We start from the raw sequence: 16,333 nt of genomic DNA, 5'->3' as shown, positions 1-16,333 counted from the left end.
CCGGCAGGCCGCCTCCGGCCCCGGGGCGCAAGGCCCCGGCCGGGAATAAAAGCCGCCCCGATGGACCAAAACGACGTCCGGGGGCGGGCGCGAGGCAGGTTGTGGGCAGCCGCCGCGTCAGGCGGGGCCGCTGCCCAGGCATTCAGGGCCCTGCAGGCGGGCCGTCCAGTCTTCCACCACGCCACTGGCCAGGCGTTGCGCGGCGGTCTTGCGCCAGCGCAGCGAGAGCGCGTCGCACGCCATCATCTGGCGCAGGCCGCAACGCTCCAGCGGTTCGCCGAAGTACCAGCGCAACAGGCTGGCGACGCTCAGCTGCGGGTAGTGCCGCTGCACCAGCTCCAGCGGCGCGGCGGCGCTGACCATGCCGGCGCGGCGCACCCGGTAGAACCAGCCGCAGCGGCCCTGCTGCTGCAACTCCAGCGGCAGTTCCGGGAGGTTCCAGCGGCGCCCCAGGCGGTAGCACGGCGAGCGCGGCTGACTGACTTCTATCAGCGCATCGCCCCAGCGGAACAGGTCGCCGATGCACACGTCCGCCTCGCTGATGCCGAAGGTCGAGAGGTTCTCGCCGAAGGCCGGTTGCTGCCAGCGCTGTTGCGGGTGCTGCTTGCGCCAGTGGCGGTAATGCTCGGCCGGGTAGTGGTGCAGCGCGCGGTCGAGGCCGCCATGGTGGCGCAGGTCGGCCTGTTCGTCGCCGGGCAGGCCTTCGCTGCCCAGCCAGACTTCCTCGCGGGTTTCCAGCTTGTCGATGGCGCTGACCAGGCCGCCCCAGCACTCTTCGACTTTGCCTATGAAAACACCCTGGATGACGATGCCTTCCACCTTTGTCTACCCGTCTGCAGCAGTGGACAGACACTAGACTAGAGCCTCGGATAGGCTCCTATCCATTTCGATTTTCCAGTTTCGTTGATAAGTCGCGCTTATGGATTTCCGCCAGCTCCGCTATTTCGTCGCGCTCTACGAGGAAGGCCACGTCGGCCGTGCCGCCGAGCGCCTGGCCCTGTCGCAGCCGGCGCTGTCGCAGCAGATCCGCCAGCTGGAGCGGAGCCTCGACGTGGCCCTGTTCCAGCGCGTCGGCAAACGCCTGGTGCCGACCGTGGCGGCGCACACGCTGTACAACCATGCCGTGCCGCTGCTCGAAGGCCTGGAGCGCGCCCACGAGGCCCTGCGCGGCTTCCGCGGACAGGCCGCGCGCAGCCTGGCCATCGGTGTGCTGCAGACGGTCAACGCCAGCCTGGTGCCCTACCTGGTGGAACGCCTGCACGCCGCGCAGCCGCATTTGCAGGTGCGCATCTACGAGCTGTCCGGGGTGGAGATCGAGCGCCGGCTGCTGGCCGGGCAGCTGGACATCGGCATCGGCTTCCTGCCGCCACGCCAGCCGGCGCTGCATGGCGTGGAGCTGTACCCGGACGAGCTGCAACTGGTGATCCCCGCCGACCACCCGCTGCGCGAATTCAAGAAGGTGTCCCTGGCCCAGGCCGCGGAGCTGCCGATGCTGCTGCTGGGCGAGGAATTCCGCGCCCGGCAAATCTGGCAGGAACAACTGGCCGCCATCGGCCGCCGGCCGCGGGTGCAGGCCGAGCTGAACCACATGAGCGGCATCCTCGACAGCCTGCCCCACAGCCGCTTCGCCACGGTGCTGCCGGGCCGCGCGCGGCAACTGCACAGCAACCGCGACCTGCTGTGGAAGCCGTTGAGCGAGCCGCGCATTCCGCTGAGCGTGGGGTTGGTGTATCGCGATGCGCAGCGCCAGCACAGCACCGTGGAGTTGCTGCGCTCCCTGCTGGAAGGCGTGGTGCAGAGCTTTTCGTAGGCGCACCGGTCTTGCAGGCCGCGCCGGAGTGCTCTTCGTAGGAGCGGACCTTGTCCGCGATAGCCGGGCGTCCCGGCGCGTTTCGCGGATGAGATCCGCTCCTACGCCGCCCCACCCGCACCGTCCCCCTGTAGGAGCACGCCCTGCGTGCGAATCGCGGGCAGGGCCCGCTCCTACAGGTTGCCGGGAGGCACGGTATTCCTCCCCCATAGAAGCGGACCTTGTCCGCGATAGCCGGATGTCCCGGCGCGGATCGCGGATGAGATCCGCTCCTACGCCGCCTCACCCGCGCCATTCCCCTGTAGGAGCGCGCCCTGCGCGCGAATCGCGGGCAGGGCCCGCTCCTACAAAAATCGCAGGCAAAAGAAAACCCCGCCTTGCGAGCGGGGTTTTGCAGACCGATATCCTGACGTCCGTGCTAGCCACCGTCCGTGGTGGAATCCCTTTCTTTCCGTTTTGTCGTTGGCGCTTCCTGCGCAATGTCCTGACTGAGGAGAAGATTACCCCTCGCGCCGACGAGCCGATAGACGCCAAATGACACCACGGCGTGTAAGCCTAGGCTTACAAAACCGTTGCGCCCCTGAAACGACAAGGCCCCGCCGAAGCGGGGCCCTGTCAGGCTGAGCGACTTAGAACTGCGCAGCGTCGAGCAGGTACAGCGACTCGCTGCCGGCTTTCACCGAGGCGGTCAGGGAGTGGATGCGCGGCAGCAGGCGGGCGAAGTAGAAGCGCGCAGTGCCCAGCTTGCTGGCGTAGAAGTCGTCCTGGCCTTCCTTGCCCAGCGCCGCGCGGGCCATCAGCGCCCACATGTAGGCGTAGGCGGTGTAGCCGAACACGTGCAGGTATTCGACCGAGGCCGCGCCGATCTCGTTGGGGTTGGCCTTGGCGCGGTCCAGCAGCCAGGCGGTCAGTTCTTCGAGGTTCTGCACGGCGGCGTTCAGCGGGCCGGTGAACTCGGCCAGCTCGGCGCCGGCCGAGGCGGTGAAGGCGCGGATTTCGTCGCTGAACAGCTTGGCGAAGGCGCCACCGCTGCCGACGATCTTGCGGCCCATCAGGTCCAGCGCCTGGATGCCGTTGGTGCCTTCGTAGATCTGGGTGATGCGGCAGTCGCGCACCAGCTGCTCCTGGCCCCACTCGCGGATGAAGCCGTGGCCGCCGAACACCTGCTGGCCGTGGACGGTGGTTTCCAGGCCCATGTCGGTGAGGAAGGCCTTGGCCACCGGGGTCAGCAGCGCCACCAGGTCCTCGGCGCGCTTGCGGGTGGTCGGCTCCTCGCTGTACTTGGCGGTGTCCAGCTGCATGGCGACGTAGCTGGAGAAGGCGCGGCCGCCCTCGTTCAGCGCCTTCATGGTCAGCAGCATGCGGCGCACGTCGGGGTGCACGATGATCGGGTCGGCGGCCTTGTCCTTGGCTACCGGGCCGGTCGGCGCGCGGCTCTGGATGCGCTCGCGGGCGTATTCCACGGCGCTCTGGTAGGAACGCTCGCCGGTGGCCAGGCCCTGGATGCCGACGCCCAGGCGCTCGTAGTTCATCATGGTGAACATGGCCGCCAGGCCCTTGTTCGGCGCGTCGACGATCCAGCCGGTGGCGCCGTCGAAGTTCATCACGCAGGTGGCCGAGGCCTTGATGCCCATCTTGTGCTCGATGGAGCCGCAGGACACGGCGTTGCGCTCGCCCAGGGAGCCGTCCTCGTTGACCAGCACCTTGGGCACCAGGAACAGCGAGATGCCCTTGGAGCCGGTCGGCGCGTCGGGAAGCTTGGCCAGCACCAGGTGGACGATGTTCTCGGTCAGGTCGTGCTCGCCGCCGGTGATGAAGATCTTGGTGCCGCTGACCTTGTAGCTGCCGTCGGCCTGGGGCTCGGCCTTGGTGCGGATGATGCCCAGGTCGGTGCCGGCGTGGGGTTCGGTCAGGCACATGGAACCGGCCCAGGTGCCGGCGTACATGTTCGGCAGGTACTTGGCCTTGAGCTCTTCGCTGGCGTGGTTGAGCAGCGACAGGCAGGCGCCGGCGGTGAGCATCGGGTACAGGCCGAAGGACAGGTTGGCCGAGTTGACCATTTCCTCGACCTGCGCGCCTATCACCTTGGGCATGCCCATGCCGCCGAACTCCGGCGAGCCGCCCACGCCCACCCAGCCGCCTTCGGCGTAGGTGCGGTAGGCCTCGGGGAAACCGGCCGGGGTCTTCACGCCCTCGGCGCTCCAGCTGCAGCCTTCCTCGTCGCCGCTGCGGTTGAGCGGGGCGATCACGCCCGCGGTGACCTTGCCGGCTTCCTCGAGAATGGCGCCGGCGGTATCGACGTCGACGATCTCGGCCAGGCCGGGTAGTTCGGCCCACAGCTTACTGACCTCGAAGACTTCGTTGAGGACGAATTGCATGTCGCGCAGGGGTGCTTTGTAGTCAGCCATGTTGGGAATCCTCGAGCGAAACAACGGCTGAACAAGCAGCCAGCGGTATTCAGGATAGAAGGTACGCAAGGGTACGCCGGCGGAGCTTACTCCGCAAACACTTCAGAGACATAGCGTCATGTTGTGAACGAATAATTAATTATTGGTCACAATATTTATCCACCGGACAGCCAGCGGCCCCGGCCACCCTGGGGCAACCGGGGCCGCTGGCGCCGCGATCAGAGGGCGAACTGCTCGGCGGACAGGCGCATCAGCGTCTCGCCACCGGCCTCCACCGCCGCCAGGTGCGCCGCGGCGCGCGGCAGCAGGCGGGCGAAGTAGAAGTCCGCGGTGGCCAGCTTGGCCTGGTAGAAGTCCGCCTCGGCGGCGCCCTCCTCCAGCTTCTGCCGGGCCACCAGGGCCATGCGCAGCCAGAAGTAGCCGAGGGTGACGTAGCCGGAGAACATCAGGTAGTCCACCGCCGCCGCGCCGACTTCGTCGGGGTTCTTCATGGCCGCCATGCCGACCTTCTGGGTCAACTCGCCCCATTGCTTGTTCAGCGCCGCCAGCTGCGCCACCTGGGCCTTGAGCTGCGGGTGCTCGGCATTGGCCTGGCACAGCTGGTGGACCAGCTTGGTGAAGCCCAGCAGCAGCTTGCCCTGGCTGCCCAGCACCTTGCGGCCGAGCAGGTCCAGGGCCTGGATGCCGTTGGTGCCTTCGTAGATCGGGGCGATGCGGCAGTCGCGCACCAGCTGTTCCATGCCCCACTCGCGGATGAAGCCGTGACCGCCGAACACCTGCATGCCGTGGTTGGTCACCTCCAGCCCGGTGTCGGTCATGAAGGCCTTGCAGATCGGGGTGAGGAAGGCCAGCAGGTTGGCTGCCCGCTCGCGCTCCTCGGCGCTGTCGGACAGGTGCTCGATGTCCAGCAGTTGCGCGGTGAAGTAGGCCAGGGCGCGGTTGCCCTCGTTGAACGCACGCATGGTCAGCAACATGCGCCGCACGTCGGGGTGGACGATGATCGGGTCGGCCGGCTTGTCCGGCGCCTTGGGCCCGGTCAGGGCGCGCATCTGCAGGCGCTCCTGGGCGTACTTCACGGCGCCCTGGTAGCTCACCTCGCCGAGGCACAGGCCCTGCATGCCGGTGCCCAGGCGCGCGTGGTTCATCATGGTGAACATGCAGGCCAGGCCCTTGTTGGCCTCGCCGATCAGGTAGCCGGTGGCGCCGTCGAAGTTCATCACGCAGGTGGCCGAGGCCTTGATGCCCATCTTGTGCTCGATGGAGCCGCAGGCCACGGCGTTGCGCGCGCCGGCCTCGCCGCTGGCGTCGAGCAGGAACTTGGGCACGATGAACAGCGAGATGCCCTTGGTGCCGGCCGGCGCGTCGGGCAGCTTGGCCAGCACCAGGTGGATGATGTTGCCGCTCAGGTCGTGCTCGCCGGCGGAGATGAAGATCTTGGTGCCGCTGATGGCATAGCTGCCGTCGGCGTTGGGCACGGCGCGGGTCTTGATGATGCCCAGGTCGGTGCCGCAGTGCGGTTCGGTCAGGCACATGGTGCCGGTCCAGGTGCCGGCGGTCATGCGCGGCAGATAGGCCTGCTTCTGTTCGGCGCTGCCGTGGGCGTGGATGGCGGCCATGGCGCCCTTGGTCAGCCCGGGGTACATGGCCCAGGAGCAGTTGGCGGCGCCGATCATCTCGCTGACCAGCAGGCCGAGGGAATGCGGCAGGCCCTGGCCACCGTAGGCCGGGTCGGAGGACACACCGTTCCAGCCGCCCTCGACGTATTGCGCGAAGGCCTCCTTGAAGCCCTTGGGCGTGGTTACCACGCCGTTGTCGAAGTGGCAGCCTTCCTCGTCGCCGGAGCGGTTCAGCGGGGCCAGCACCTGCTCGCAGAACTTGGCGCCCTCCTCGAGGATGGCGGAAACCATGTCCGGGCTGGCGTCGGTCGCTCCCAGGGCCTGGTAGCGGCCGGCAAAGTCGAAGACTTCGTCGATCAGGAAGCGCATGTCGCGCAGGGGAGCCTTGTACTCGGGCATGGCGGTTCTCCAGTCGGTTCGGCGCCAAAGCGGCGCGGATCAACCCCGAACCTACTGTGCGCCGGAAAGCCCCGGCAATCACTCTGCGCGCGATGAATGCGCGGCCATAACCGGCGCCGTCCCAGGCGCTGCGCAGCGTGCGGGGATAGTTCTGGCTGTAGGGCGCCCACCGCCTGCAACAGCGCAAAAAAGCCTGCCATATGGCGAAATGTTGTTCATTCAAGCGATGCGTTGGATTAGCGGAGGTGCCCAGGCCTGGCTCCGCTCCCTCACCCCAGCCCTCTCCCGGAGGGAGAGGGGGCCGTTCGGAGTGGGTGGGGAGTTTGGAGTCATCCTGATACTCCTAACCCCAGCCCGTCATTCCCGCGAACGCGGGAACCCAGTGACTGGCGGGTTCGCGAGCAAGCTCGCTCCTACGAAGAGCAAAGCGGCTCAGCTCTGGCTTTTGGACTTCCAAAGAAGCATCCACACGCACCGAAACGCCCCTTCAGAAGGCCGAGCGAAACCCGCGCTCAGGAGGTCATGCGACATGGATGTCGCGAGAGCCCCGCGGGCTACAGGGACGTACCCTCGGGGCGGGCCTCCGTGGCGGGGGAATTCGTGAGGGGAGCCCGGCTTCATCGGGCCCGTATGTTGGGGCAAGCCTTTTTGGTTCCTTTTGTGGCGTTTGACAAAAGGGACTCGCCCGAGGGGGCGAAACGAGAGACATCCGAGCACGCCGAAGCGGCGCAAACACACCCAAACAAGAAGTCTCTGGGTTCCCGCGTTCGCGGGAATGACGGGGGTGAGGATCGGAGCGAGGGATCAGGATTCGCAAACGAAGCCCTAGCCCCATCCCAAATGAAAAATGCCGTTTCCCTTAAGCAGAGAAACGGCATTCTTTCTTAACTGAACAGCATTACGCCGGAAGGCGGAGCGGCCGCCGGAAGCGGCCGCTGGCCATCAGTAACCGAGGGAGAAATCTTCCTCAGCCATGTCCATCAGGTTGCCAGCACCGGACAGCATGGCGGCAACGTGGGTGCGGGTACGCGGCAGGATGCGCTGGAAGTAGAAACGCGCGGTCTGCAGCTTGGCCTTGTAGAAGCCTTCCTCGCTGGTGCCGGCAGCCAGTTTCTCGGCAGCCAGGCGCGCCATGTCGGCCCAGAAGTAGGCCAGGCAGGCGTAACCGGAGAACATCAGGTAGTCCACCGAAGCGGCGCCGACTTCCTCGCGGTCCTTCATGGCGGCCATGCCGACCTTCATGGTCAGTTCGCCCCACTCCTTGTTCAGCGCGGCCAGCGGCGCGACGAGTTCCTTGACGGCTTCGTTGCCTTCGTTGGCCTGGCAGAACTTGTGCACGATCTTGGTGAAGCCCTTGAGCGCCTCGCCCTGGGTCATCAGCACCTTGCGGCCCAGCAGGTCCAGCGCCTGAACGCCGGTGGTGCCTTCGTACAGCATGGAGATGCGGCTGTCGCGGACGTTCTGCTCCATGCCGTGCTCGGCGATGAAGCCGTGGCCGCCGTAGATCTGCACGCCGTGGTTGGCCGCTTCGAAGCCGACTTCAGTCATGAACGCCTTGGCGATCGGGGTGAGGAAGGCCAGCATCGCGTCAGCGGCTTTCTTCTGCTCTTCGTCCTGGCTGCGCTGGACGATGTCGACCTGCTTGGCGGCGAAGTACAGCATGGCGCGGTTGCCTTCGGCGAACGCCTTGGCGGTCAGCAGCATGCGGCGCACGTCCGGGTGCACGATGATCGGGTCGGCGGCCTTTTCCGGGGCCTTCGGGCCGGTCAGCGAACGCATCTGCAGACGCTCGCGGGCGTAGGCGATGCCACCCTGGAAACCGATCTCGGCGTGGGCCAGGCCTTGCAGCGCGGTACCCAGGCGAGCGGTGTTCATGAAGGTGAACATGCAGTTCAGGCCCTTGTTCGGCGGGCCGATCAGGAAGCCGGTGGCGGCGTCGAAGTTCATCACGCAGGTGGCGTTGCCGTGGATGCCCATCTTGTGCTCGATGGAGCCACAGGACACGGCGTTGCGCTCGCCCACGCCGCCTTCGGCGTTGGGCAGGAACTTGGGCACGATGAACAGCGAGATGCCCTTGGTGCCCTGCGGGGCGTCGGGCAGGCGGGCCAGCACGATGTGGACGATGTTGTCGGCCATGTCGTGTTCGCCGGCGGAAATGAAGATCTTAGTGCCGGTGACCTTGTAGGTGCCGTCGGCCTGGGGCTCGGCCTTGGTGCGCAGCATGCCCAGGTCGGTGCCGCAGTGCGGCTCGGTCAGGCACATGGTGCCGGTCCACTCGCCGGATACCAGCTTGGTCAGGTAGGTGGACTGCTGCTCCGGGGTGCCGTGGGCGTGCAGGGTGTTCATGGCGCCGTGGGACAGGCCCGGGTACATGCCCCAGGACCAGTTGGCCTGGCCGACCATCTCGCTGATGGCCATGCCCAGGGACTCCGGCAGGCCCTGGCCGCCGTGCTCGACGTCATGGGCCAGGCTCGGCCAACCGCCTTCGACGAATTGTTCGTAGGCCGCCTTGAAGCCGGTGGGGGTCTTCACACCCTCGGGGCTCCAGGTGCAACCTTCCTGGTCGCCGACGCGGTTCAGCGGGGCGATCACCTGTTCGCAGAACTTGGCACCCTCTTCGAGGATGGCATTGACCATGTCCGGCGTGGCGTCCTGGGCGCCCGGCAGGTTCTGGTAGTGCGCTTCGTAGCCCAGCAGCTCGTCGCGAACGAAACGGATATCACGCAAGGGGGCCTTGTAATCAGGCATAGCGGTAAACCTCTACGAAGGGTTCTGGTTAATGGGCGACCGATGCTTGCGGTCGCTGTGCGGGAGCGTTCCCGGCCGCCCAGCCGATGCGCCGCGCGCCTCGACTCTCAAACAGGCGTTTGAAACATACGTTTACGCCCTACCCTTGTCAAGCGCGCCAACCGACCGCCCGGTCACGCGCGAGGGCACGGTCCAGAGCGCTGCGTTTGCGGGTATCGATAGGGACAAGTAAAGCCCAGCCGCGGGCCGTCGACAGGCGACTACCCGAGGTTGCTGAAAGGAAATTCTGAAGGCAGGAAAGGCGTCAGACGCTGATGTCGATCAGCGTCCCGAGGGTTTCGTCGGCGGTCTGCAGGACGCGGCTGGACGCCAGGGCGGCGTACTTGCTCATCTCCATGTCCACCATGGGCCGGGCGATGTCGTCCTTGGCCACGGGCTGCGCGGCCACCTGGGCGGCGGCACGGTCGACCTGCTGCAGGCTGCGTTGCAGCCCCTGCAGACCGGTACTGAATGCGTTACCGGAGATTTCCATGGTCGATCTTCCTCGCTGGAACCTGCCGCCTATTCAAGCAGGATCGCCGATGATATTCAAAGGCCATCAGTCCGGAAGATCGAGAATGCCCAGGTCCAGGTGCGCGGCCACTGCCATGGGCGTCGGCGCGGCCAGGTGCGGCACGCGGCCGATGCAGGGCGCCGGCAGGCGTTCGGCGAGGGTCGCCAGGTTCTCTTCCAGGCGAGAGGTCTTGGGGTCGACGATGTTCGCCACCCAGCCGGCCAGCGGCAGGCCGTCGCGCAGGATGGCCTCGGCGCTGAGCACCGCGTGGTTGATGCAGCCCAGGCGCACGCCCACTACCAGGATCACCGGCAGGTCGAGGCGGATGGCCAGGTCCGACAGGCTCTCCTCGCCGGCCAGCGGCACGCGCCAGCCACCGGCGCCTTCCACCAGGGTGAAGTCGGCGCCGCGCGCCAGCACGTGGCGTACCGGCCCGGCCAGGGTGTCGACGTTCAGCGCCACGCCAACCTCGCGGGCCGCCAGGTGCGGGGCGATGGCCGGCTCGAAGGCGAAGGGGTTCACCTCCTCGTAGGCCAGCGGCAGGCTGCACTCGCCCAGCAGGGCCAGGGCGTCGCCGTTGCGCAGGCCCTCGGGGCGGCGTTCGCAGCCGGAGGCCACCGGCTTGGCGGCGGCGGTGGACATCCCGGCCATGCGCGCTGCGTGCAGCAGGCCGGCGGCGATGGTGGTCTTGCCGATTTCGGTGTCGGTGCCGGTGATGAAAAACGCGTGTGGCATGGGGTTCCTCAAGGGCTATACGTGTAGGTGCCGGCTGCGCCGAGGGGCTTTCGTAGGATGGGTTGAGCTTGCGAAACCCATGCGGTGGCGGTGATGGGTATCGCTTCGCTCAACCCATCCTACGGACGTTATGTTTGCCGGAGTCCCCGCCTACGAAGAGATGGGTTTGCGCAGGATGGCGTGGACCACCCTATAGGTCGCCGGCAGCCCCTCGGGCTGGCGGAAGCGTTCGTAGGCCTCGATCAGCGCCCGCACCCTCGCCCGCCCGGTGAGCCCGTCGGGGCGGCCGGGATTGAGGTTGTGCGCGCCCAAGGCCTTGAGTTCGTGAGTCAGGCTGCGCAGATCGGGGAAGTGCAGCACGCGGTCCTCGGTGACCAGTTGCAGCACTTCCAGCCCGCTGGCCGCGCACTGCGCCTGGTAGTCGGCGAAGGCGCGGAAGCGGTTGACGTGGACGAAGCCGTCCACCGCCTGCCAGCTGGCGCGCAGCTCGCCCAGGGTGCCGATGCACAGGCTGCTGAAGGCGAACACGCCGCCCTCACGCAATACCCGGCACGCCTCGCCGAGCACCGCCGGCAGGTCGGCGCACCACTGGATGGCCAGGCTGGAGAACAGCAGGTCGCAGCACTCACCGCGCAGCGGCAGGCGCTCGGCATCGCCGCCGATGAAGTGCTGCGCGCCGCCGTGCTCGCGGGCGTGGCGCAGCATGCCTTCGGCGATATCCACAGCCAGCCCTTCGGCTTCGCCGAAACGCCGGGCCAGGGCGCGGCTGAAGTGGCCGGTGCCGCAACCCAGGTCGAGCCAGCGGCGCACCGCCAGGTCGGCCGGCAGGCGCGCCAGCAGGCTGTCGCCGACGCCGCGCTGCAGTTCGGCCACCGCATCGTAGGTGGCGGCCGCGCGGGAGAAGGAAGCGGCGACCTGGCGCTTGTCCGGCAGCGCGCCGCCCAGGGGATCAGACATCGTCGCCCTCGTGGATGAAAGTCAGGATGGCCGCGGCCACCTCGTCCGGGCGTTCCAGCGGCAAGCCGTGGCTGGCGCCGGCGATGGTGCTCACTTCCACGTCCGGCAACCAGCCCAGCAACGCCTCGGCGGCGCCGGCCGGGACCAGCGCATCGTTGCCGGCGAACAGGTGCAGTTGCGGGCCGTCGTAGCGCTCCAGCGCCGCGCGGGTGTCCAGGCGCCCCAGCAGTTGCAGGCCGGCGCTCAGCGCCCCGGTCTCCAGCGCTGGCAGCGCCACCTGCAGTTGCCGCGCCAGGGTGCGGGCGTCGCGGGCGCCCTGGCTGACCAGCAGGGTGAAGCGCTTGCGCGTCAGCTCCGGCTCCAGCAGGAAGGCTTCGAAGAAGTCCTCGAAGACGCTGTTGGGCATGGCCTGCGGCCAGTCGTCGAGCTGGCGGAAGCTGGCGTTGGCGGCCAGGGTGATCAGCCCGCGGCAGGCGTCGCCACGGCGTGCGGCCAGCTCGGCGGCGAGCATGCCGCCCAGGGACCAGCCGGCCAGCCAGCTGCCTTCGGGCAGCTCGTCGTCCAGTTCGTCCAGCCATAGCGCCGGGTCGGCCTCGCGCGGCAGCGGCTCGATGTGGACGTGCAGGTGCGGCGCCTGCTCCAGCAGCGCGTCGCGCAGCGGCTCCAAGGGCGCGGTACCCAGGCCCCAGCCGGGCAGCAGTATCAGTTGGTCACGCATCCTCGCCCTCCTCGGCGTCGAGTTCCGCCAGCAGGCTGGTGGAGACCTGGCGCCAGCTCTGCTCCAAGGCTTCGAGCAGGCGGTCGACCTGCTCCTCGCTGTGGCTGGCGCTGAAGGTCACGCGCAGCCGCGCGCTGCCGGCCGGCACGGTGGGCGGGCGGATGGCGCCGACCAGGATGCCGTGGTCGCGCAGCGCGGCCGACAGCGCCATGGCCTGGCGGCTGCCGCCGATGAGGATCGGCTGGATCGGCGTGAAGCTGTCCATCAGCGTCAGGCCAATGGCCTCGGCGCCACGGCGGAAGCGCGCGATCAGCCTGCCCAGGTGCTCGCGGCGCCAGCTCTCGGCGCGCAGCAGCTCCAGGCTCTTCAGCGTGGCACAGGCCAGCGCCGGCGGCTGGCTGGTGGTGTAGATGTACGGGCGGGCGAACTGGATCAGCGTCTCCACCAGTTCCTCGCTGCCGGCGACGAAGGCGCCGGCGGTGCCGAAGGCCTTGCCCAGGGTGCCGACCAGCACCGGCACGTCGTCCAGGCCCAGGCCGAAGTGTTCGACGATGCCGCCGCCGTGGGCGCCCAGCGGGCCGAAGCCGTGGGCGTCATCGACCATCACCCAGGCGCCGTGGCGCTTGGCCTCGGCGCACAGCGCAGGCAGCTCGGCGAGGTCGCCGTCCATGCTGAACACGCCGTCGGTGACCACCAGGGTGTTGCCCTCGGCCTTGCCCAGGCGCTGCGCCAGGCTGGCCGCGTCATTGTGCAGGTAGCGCGAGAAGCGCGCGCCGCTGAGCAGCCCGGCGTCCAGCAGCGAGGCATGGTTGAGGCGGTCTTCCAGCACGGTATCGCCCTTGCCCAGCAGCGCGGTCACCGCGCCCAGGTTGGCCATGTAGCCGGTGGAGAACAGCAGCGCGCGCGGCCGACCGGTGAATTCGGCCAGGGCCAGCTCCAGTTCGTGGTGCGGCCCGCAGTGGCCGTTGACCAGGTGCGAGGCGCCACCGCCCACGCCCCAGCGCTCGGCGCCGGTGCGCAAGGCGGCTATCACCTCGGGATGGTTGGCCAGGCCCAGGTAGTCATTGGAACAGAAGGCCAGCATCGGCCGGCCGTCCACCCGCACCATCGGGCCCTGCGGCGACTCCAGCAACGGCCGCTGGCGGTAGAGATCGTCCGCCTGGCGCTGGGCCAGACGGGCGGCGAGATCGAAGGACATGAGGCGCCTCGATAAAAGCGGCTGGAGGCTGAAGGCTAAACGAAAGAGCGACCTCGTCCAGCCTTCAGCCTCTAGCCTTCAGCGGCTTTACAATGCGGCGTTGTAGAACAGCTGCGAATCGCGCTGCTCGACCAGGGCCTGCTCGATGGCGGCCTGGTGCACCTCGTCGGCGTGCTCCTCGCGCTCCTCGGGCTTGATGCCCAGGCGGGCGAACAGTTGCATGTCCTTGTCGGCCTGCGGGTTGCGGGTGGTCAGCAGCTTCTCGCCGTAGAAGATCGAGTTGGCGCCAGCCATGAAGGCCAGGGCCTGCATCTGCTCGTTCATCTGCTCGCGGCCGGCGGACAGGCGCACGTGGGACTTCGGCATCATGATGCGGGCCACGGCCAGGGTGCGGATGAAGTCGAAGGGATCGACGTCCTTCTCTTCGGCCAGCGGGGTGCCCTTGACCTTGACCAGCATGTTGATCGGCACCGACTCCGGGTGTTCCGGCAGGTTGGCCAGTTGGATCAGCAGGCCGGCGCGGTCGGCCACCGACTCGCCCATGCCGAGGATGCCGCCGGAGCAGATCTTCATCCCCGCTTCGCGCACGTAGGCCAGTGTCTGCAGGCGCTCGCCGTAGGTGCGGGTGGTGATGATGTTGCCGTAGAACTCCGGCGAGGTGTCGAGGTTGTGGTTGTAGTAGTCCAGCCCGGCCTCGGCCAGGGCCTGGGTCTGCTCCTGGGTCAGCTTGCCGAGGGTCATGCAGGTTTCCAGGCCGAGCTTCTTCACGCCCTTCACCATTTCCAGCACGTAGGGCATGTCCTTGGCCGAGGGGTGCTTCCAGGCCGCGCCCATGCAGAAGCGGGTGGAGCCGATGGCCTTGGCCTCGGCGGCCGCTTCCAGCACCTTCTGCACTTCCATCAGCTTCTGCTTGTCCAGGCCGGTGTTGTAGTGGCCGGACTGCGGGCAGTACTTGCAGTCTTCCGGGCAGGCGCCGGTCTTGATCGACAGCAGGGTCGAGACCTGCACGCGGTTCGGGTCGAAGTGCGCGCGGTGCACCGTCTGCGCCTGGAACAGGAGGTCGTTGAAAGGCTGCTCGAAGAGCGCCTTCACTTCGGCGAGGGTCCAGTCGTGGCGGGTGGCGATGGATGCGGTTGCACTCATGGGGAGTTCCTTCGGACGCGGGCTGACGCCTCGTTGTTCTCGGCCGCCACGGCAGGGCGTGGCGGTTCAGGCTTTGGAGGCATGATATGTAAGCCTTGGTCGCTGTCAACCAAGTTGAAGTCACAAGTCGACAAGTGACTATTAATTGACCAGCCTGCACCACGACGCAGGCGGCACCCGGCACAGGCGCCGCCGCGCTCATCTAGGCAAGGAAGAAGCGGTACAGGTTTTCGACCTGCTGCTTGTAGCGACGCCGCGCCGCCAGCGCCTCCTCCAGGGTGATGGCGACGAAACGGGCCTTCTGGTTGGGCTGCAGCTGGGCCATGCGGTCGAGGTCGGCGCTGATCACCGTGCCGATCATCGCGTAGCCGCCGCCGGACACGGCGTCGCGGTGCAGGACGATGGGCTCCAGGCCGCCGGGCACCTGGATGGAACCGATCGGGTAGCAGGCGTCGACGATGTTCGACGGATCGGAGCCGGCGCCGAACGGCTGCTCGCGCGGCTCGAAGGCCAGCGGCGTGCCGCCCTTGAAGCGGAAGCCGGTGCGGTCGGCTTCAGAGCCGACGGTCCAGGTGTCGGCGAAGAACTGCTCGGCGGCCCGGGCCGTCAGGCGATGGTGATAGAGCCCCGGCACCACCCGCAGGCTGACTTCGCCACCGACCTTGATCTGCAACGAGCGCGGCAGCGCCAGGCCCTCGCGACCGGCGCCGGTGGGAGCGCCCAGGGGCAATTCGTCACCAGCCTGCAGGCGCCGCCCGGCGAAGCCGCCGATGCTGCCCAGGCCGTAGGTGGAGCGGCTGCCCAGCACTTCCGGCACGTCGATGCCGCCATCGATGGCGATGTAGCCACGGGCGCCGGCCTTGATGAAGTCGAAACCCAGCACCTGCCCGGCGCGCACGCGGAAGGCGCAATCCAGCGGCATCTCGGCGCCGTCCAGGCGTGGCGTCATGGCCGCGCCGCAGACCGCTACCAGGGCGTCGCGCTGGAATTCCAGTTGCGGCCCGAGCAGGGTGCATTCCAGCGCCGCGGCGGTGGCCGGGTTGCCCACCAGCAGGTTCGCCGCGCGCAGGGCGTACTGGTCGAGCGCGCCGGAGGGCGGGATGCCCAGGTGGTAGTAGCCTTCGCGGCCGGCGTCCTGCACCGAGGTGGCGAGGCCGGGCTTGAGCACCTTAAGCGACATGGAGCACCTCCTGCAGTCGTTGCTTGCAGCCTTGCGGGTCGGCGAGGAAAGCGTCGAGGTCGAACTCGACCGGGCGGATGCGCAGCGCGAAGCTGCCCGCCTCCACCTCGGCCACGGAGCGGTCGTATTCCTCGCGGTCGATGGGGCGGAACTGGACGATGTCGCCGGCGCGGAAGAACACCATGGAGTCCTGCAGGTAGCCCAGGCGCTGCTGCGGGTCGTAGATCGGCGCCGGGGTGACGCCGAACATCTGGTAGCCGCCGGCGCCGCGCACCGAGTAGATGCAGCCGAAGCAGCCGCCGTGGCCGAGGGTCAGCTTCGGCGTGTCGGTGCGCGGGCGCAGGTACTTGGGCACCTGCAGCTGCCGCTCGCGCTCGACCATCTGGTACATGAACGGCAGGCCGGCGACGAAGCCGACCATGGAGACGAACCAGGGCGTGCCGCTGTGCGCCTCGATGAAGGCCTGGGCGTCCTGGTAGCCGTTGATCCGCGCGGCGTATTCCAGGTCGGTGGAGGCCGGGTCCTGGTGGCGGTCGCGGAAGCGCATCAGCGTCTCGTGGGTCCAGGGGTCGTTGTACAGCACCGGGATCTCGATGATCCGCGTGTGGATGCTGCGCTCGGTGGTGGCATGGGACTCCAGCTCGCGCACCTGCTCCAGCAGCGCCTGCGGGGCCACCTGGTCGGGGTCGAAGCGAATCTGGAAGGAGGCGTTGGCCAGGCACACGTCCAGCACGCCGGGGATGGCCTGGCGCTCGACGGCGCGGGTCACCGCCATGCCACGGAAGAAGGCCTCCAGCGACATGGATTCGGCGACCTCGGCGAACAGGTGCTCGTCGCCGCCGAAGCTGTAGCGGATCTGCTCGTGCAT

13 protein-coding genes are annotated in these 16,333 nt (G+C 67.9%); 1 reads left to right on the top strand and 12 read right to left on the bottom strand.

Annotation, left to right across the window (positions count from 1 at the left end; all coding sequences use genetic code 11):
- Positions 1-117 precede the first annotated feature (117 nt).
- Positions 118-819, bottom strand: a complete 702-nt coding sequence (locus ACTWJ5_RS03105; protein ID WP_074984382.1) for an MOSC domain-containing protein — start codon at positions 817-819, stop codon at positions 118-120.
- A 100-nt stretch (positions 820-919) separates the two neighbouring features.
- On the opposite strand from ACTWJ5_RS03105, the gene ACTWJ5_RS03100 reads away from it, so the two are divergent.
- Positions 920-1,810, top strand: coding sequence for a LysR family transcriptional regulator (locus ACTWJ5_RS03100; RefSeq protein WP_043319194.1), 891 nt, complete (start codon positions 920-922; stop codon positions 1,808-1,810).
- A 629-nt stretch (positions 1,811-2,439) separates the two neighbouring features.
- Here the strand turns inward: ACTWJ5_RS03100 and ACTWJ5_RS03095 are convergent.
- From ACTWJ5_RS03095 to ACTWJ5_RS03045, 11 genes are all read right to left on the bottom strand, one after another.
- Complete coding sequence (locus ACTWJ5_RS03095) at positions 2,440-4,218, bottom strand: acyl-CoA dehydrogenase C-terminal domain-containing protein (protein WP_253410914.1); 1,779 nt, start codon at positions 4,216-4,218, stop codon at positions 2,440-2,442.
- Positions 4,219-4,436: 218 nt separating this feature from the next.
- Positions 4,437-6,233 carry an acyl-CoA dehydrogenase C-terminal domain-containing protein gene (locus ACTWJ5_RS03090; protein WP_253410912.1) on the bottom strand — a complete coding sequence of 599 codons (1,797 nt, stop codon included), beginning with the start codon at positions 6,231-6,233 and terminating at the stop codon, positions 4,437-4,439.
- Positions 6,234-7,175: 942 nt separating this feature from the next.
- Positions 7,176-8,981, bottom strand: a complete 1,806-nt coding sequence (locus tag ACTWJ5_RS03085) for a phenylacyl-CoA dehydrogenase (RefSeq protein WP_074984082.1) — start codon at positions 8,979-8,981, stop codon at positions 7,176-7,178.
- A gap of 304 nt (positions 8,982-9,285) precedes the next feature.
- A complete protein-coding gene (locus ACTWJ5_RS03080) occupies positions 9,286-9,513 on the bottom strand; it encodes a hypothetical protein (protein ID WP_444437454.1) in 228 nt (75 codons plus the stop codon).
- A gap of 66 nt (positions 9,514-9,579) precedes the next feature.
- Complete coding sequence (bioD, locus tag ACTWJ5_RS03075; RefSeq protein WP_043269354.1) at positions 9,580-10,269, bottom strand: dethiobiotin synthase; 690 nt, start codon at positions 10,267-10,269, stop codon at positions 9,580-9,582.
- Between the two features lie 150 nt (positions 10,270-10,419).
- Positions 10,420-11,226: a malonyl-ACP O-methyltransferase BioC gene (gene bioC, locus ACTWJ5_RS03070; RefSeq protein WP_444437453.1), complete on the bottom strand. Its 807-nt coding sequence runs from the start codon at positions 11,224-11,226 to the stop codon at positions 10,420-10,422.
- Entirely contained in the window at positions 11,219-11,944 is a 726-nt protein-coding gene (locus ACTWJ5_RS03065) for an alpha/beta fold hydrolase (protein ID WP_253410908.1), read from the bottom strand. The genes bioC and ACTWJ5_RS03065 overlap by 8 nt, the downstream gene beginning before the upstream one ends.
- Entirely contained in the window at positions 11,937-13,142 is a 1,206-nt protein-coding gene (bioF, locus tag ACTWJ5_RS03060) for an 8-amino-7-oxononanoate synthase (protein WP_253410906.1), read from the bottom strand. Before bioF ends, ACTWJ5_RS03065 begins: the two co-directional genes overlap by 8 nt.
- A gap of 87 nt (positions 13,143-13,229) precedes the next feature.
- Positions 13,230-14,285, bottom strand: a complete 1,056-nt coding sequence (gene bioB, locus ACTWJ5_RS03055) for a biotin synthase BioB (protein ID WP_074984094.1) — start codon at positions 14,283-14,285, stop codon at positions 13,230-13,232.
- Positions 14,286-14,487: 202 nt separating this feature from the next.
- Complete coding sequence (locus tag ACTWJ5_RS03050; protein ID WP_444437452.1) at positions 14,488-15,465, bottom strand: biotin-dependent carboxyltransferase family protein; 978 nt, start codon at positions 15,463-15,465, stop codon at positions 14,488-14,490.
- Positions 15,455-16,333 carry a 5-oxoprolinase subunit B family protein gene (locus ACTWJ5_RS03045; RefSeq protein WP_444437451.1) on the bottom strand — a complete coding sequence of 293 codons (879 nt, stop codon included), beginning with the start codon at positions 16,331-16,333 and terminating at the stop codon, positions 15,455-15,457. The genes ACTWJ5_RS03050 and ACTWJ5_RS03045 overlap by 11 nt, the downstream gene beginning before the upstream one ends.

This window comes from Pseudomonas sp. A6, from assembly GCF_052367875.1.
Taxonomy (GTDB): Bacteria; Pseudomonadota; Gammaproteobacteria; order Pseudomonadales; family Pseudomonadaceae; genus Pseudomonas; species Pseudomonas citronellolis.
This window is presented reverse-complemented; position numbering and strand designations above follow the sequence as displayed.

Bases quoted from the DNA above. Each gene is read 5' to 3' on its own strand.
- ACTWJ5_RS03065 (WP_253410908.1), bottom strand. From the start codon at position 11,944: ATGCGTGACCAACTGATACTGCTGCCCGGCTGGGGCCTGGGTACCGCG.
- ACTWJ5_RS03050 (WP_444437452.1), bottom strand. From the start codon at position 15,465: ATGTCGCTTAAGGTGCTCAAGCCCGGCCTCGCCACCTCGGTGCAGGAC.
- ACTWJ5_RS03095 (WP_253410914.1), bottom strand. From the start codon at position 4,218: ATGGCTGACTACAAAGCACCCCTGCGCGACATGCAATTCGTCCTCAAC.
- ACTWJ5_RS03085 (WP_074984082.1), bottom strand. From the start codon at position 8,981: ATGCCTGATTACAAGGCCCCCTTGCGTGATATCCGTTTCGTTCGCGAC.
- ACTWJ5_RS03080 (WP_444437454.1), bottom strand. From the start codon at position 9,513: ATGGAAATCTCCGGTAACGCATTCAGTACCGGTCTGCAGGGGCTGCAA.
- ACTWJ5_RS03045 (WP_444437451.1), bottom strand. From the start codon at position 16,333: ATGCACGAGCAGATCCGCTACAGCTTCGGCGGCGACGAGCACCTGTTC.
- ACTWJ5_RS03100 (WP_043319194.1), top strand. From the start codon at position 920: ATGGATTTCCGCCAGCTCCGCTATTTCGTCGCGCTCTACGAGGAAGGC.
- bioC (WP_444437453.1), bottom strand. From the start codon at position 11,226: ATGTCTGATCCCCTGGGCGGCGCGCTGCCGGACAAGCGCCAGGTCGCC.
- ACTWJ5_RS03090 (WP_253410912.1), bottom strand. From the start codon at position 6,233: ATGCCCGAGTACAAGGCTCCCCTGCGCGACATGCGCTTCCTGATCGAC.
- bioF (WP_253410906.1), bottom strand. From the start codon at position 13,142: ATGTCCTTCGATCTCGCCGCCCGTCTGGCCCAGCGCCAGGCGGACGAT.
- bioD (WP_043269354.1), bottom strand. From the start codon at position 10,269: ATGCCACACGCGTTTTTCATCACCGGCACCGACACCGAAATCGGCAAG.
- bioB (WP_074984094.1), bottom strand. From the start codon at position 14,285: ATGAGTGCAACCGCATCCATCGCCACCCGCCACGACTGGACCCTCGCC.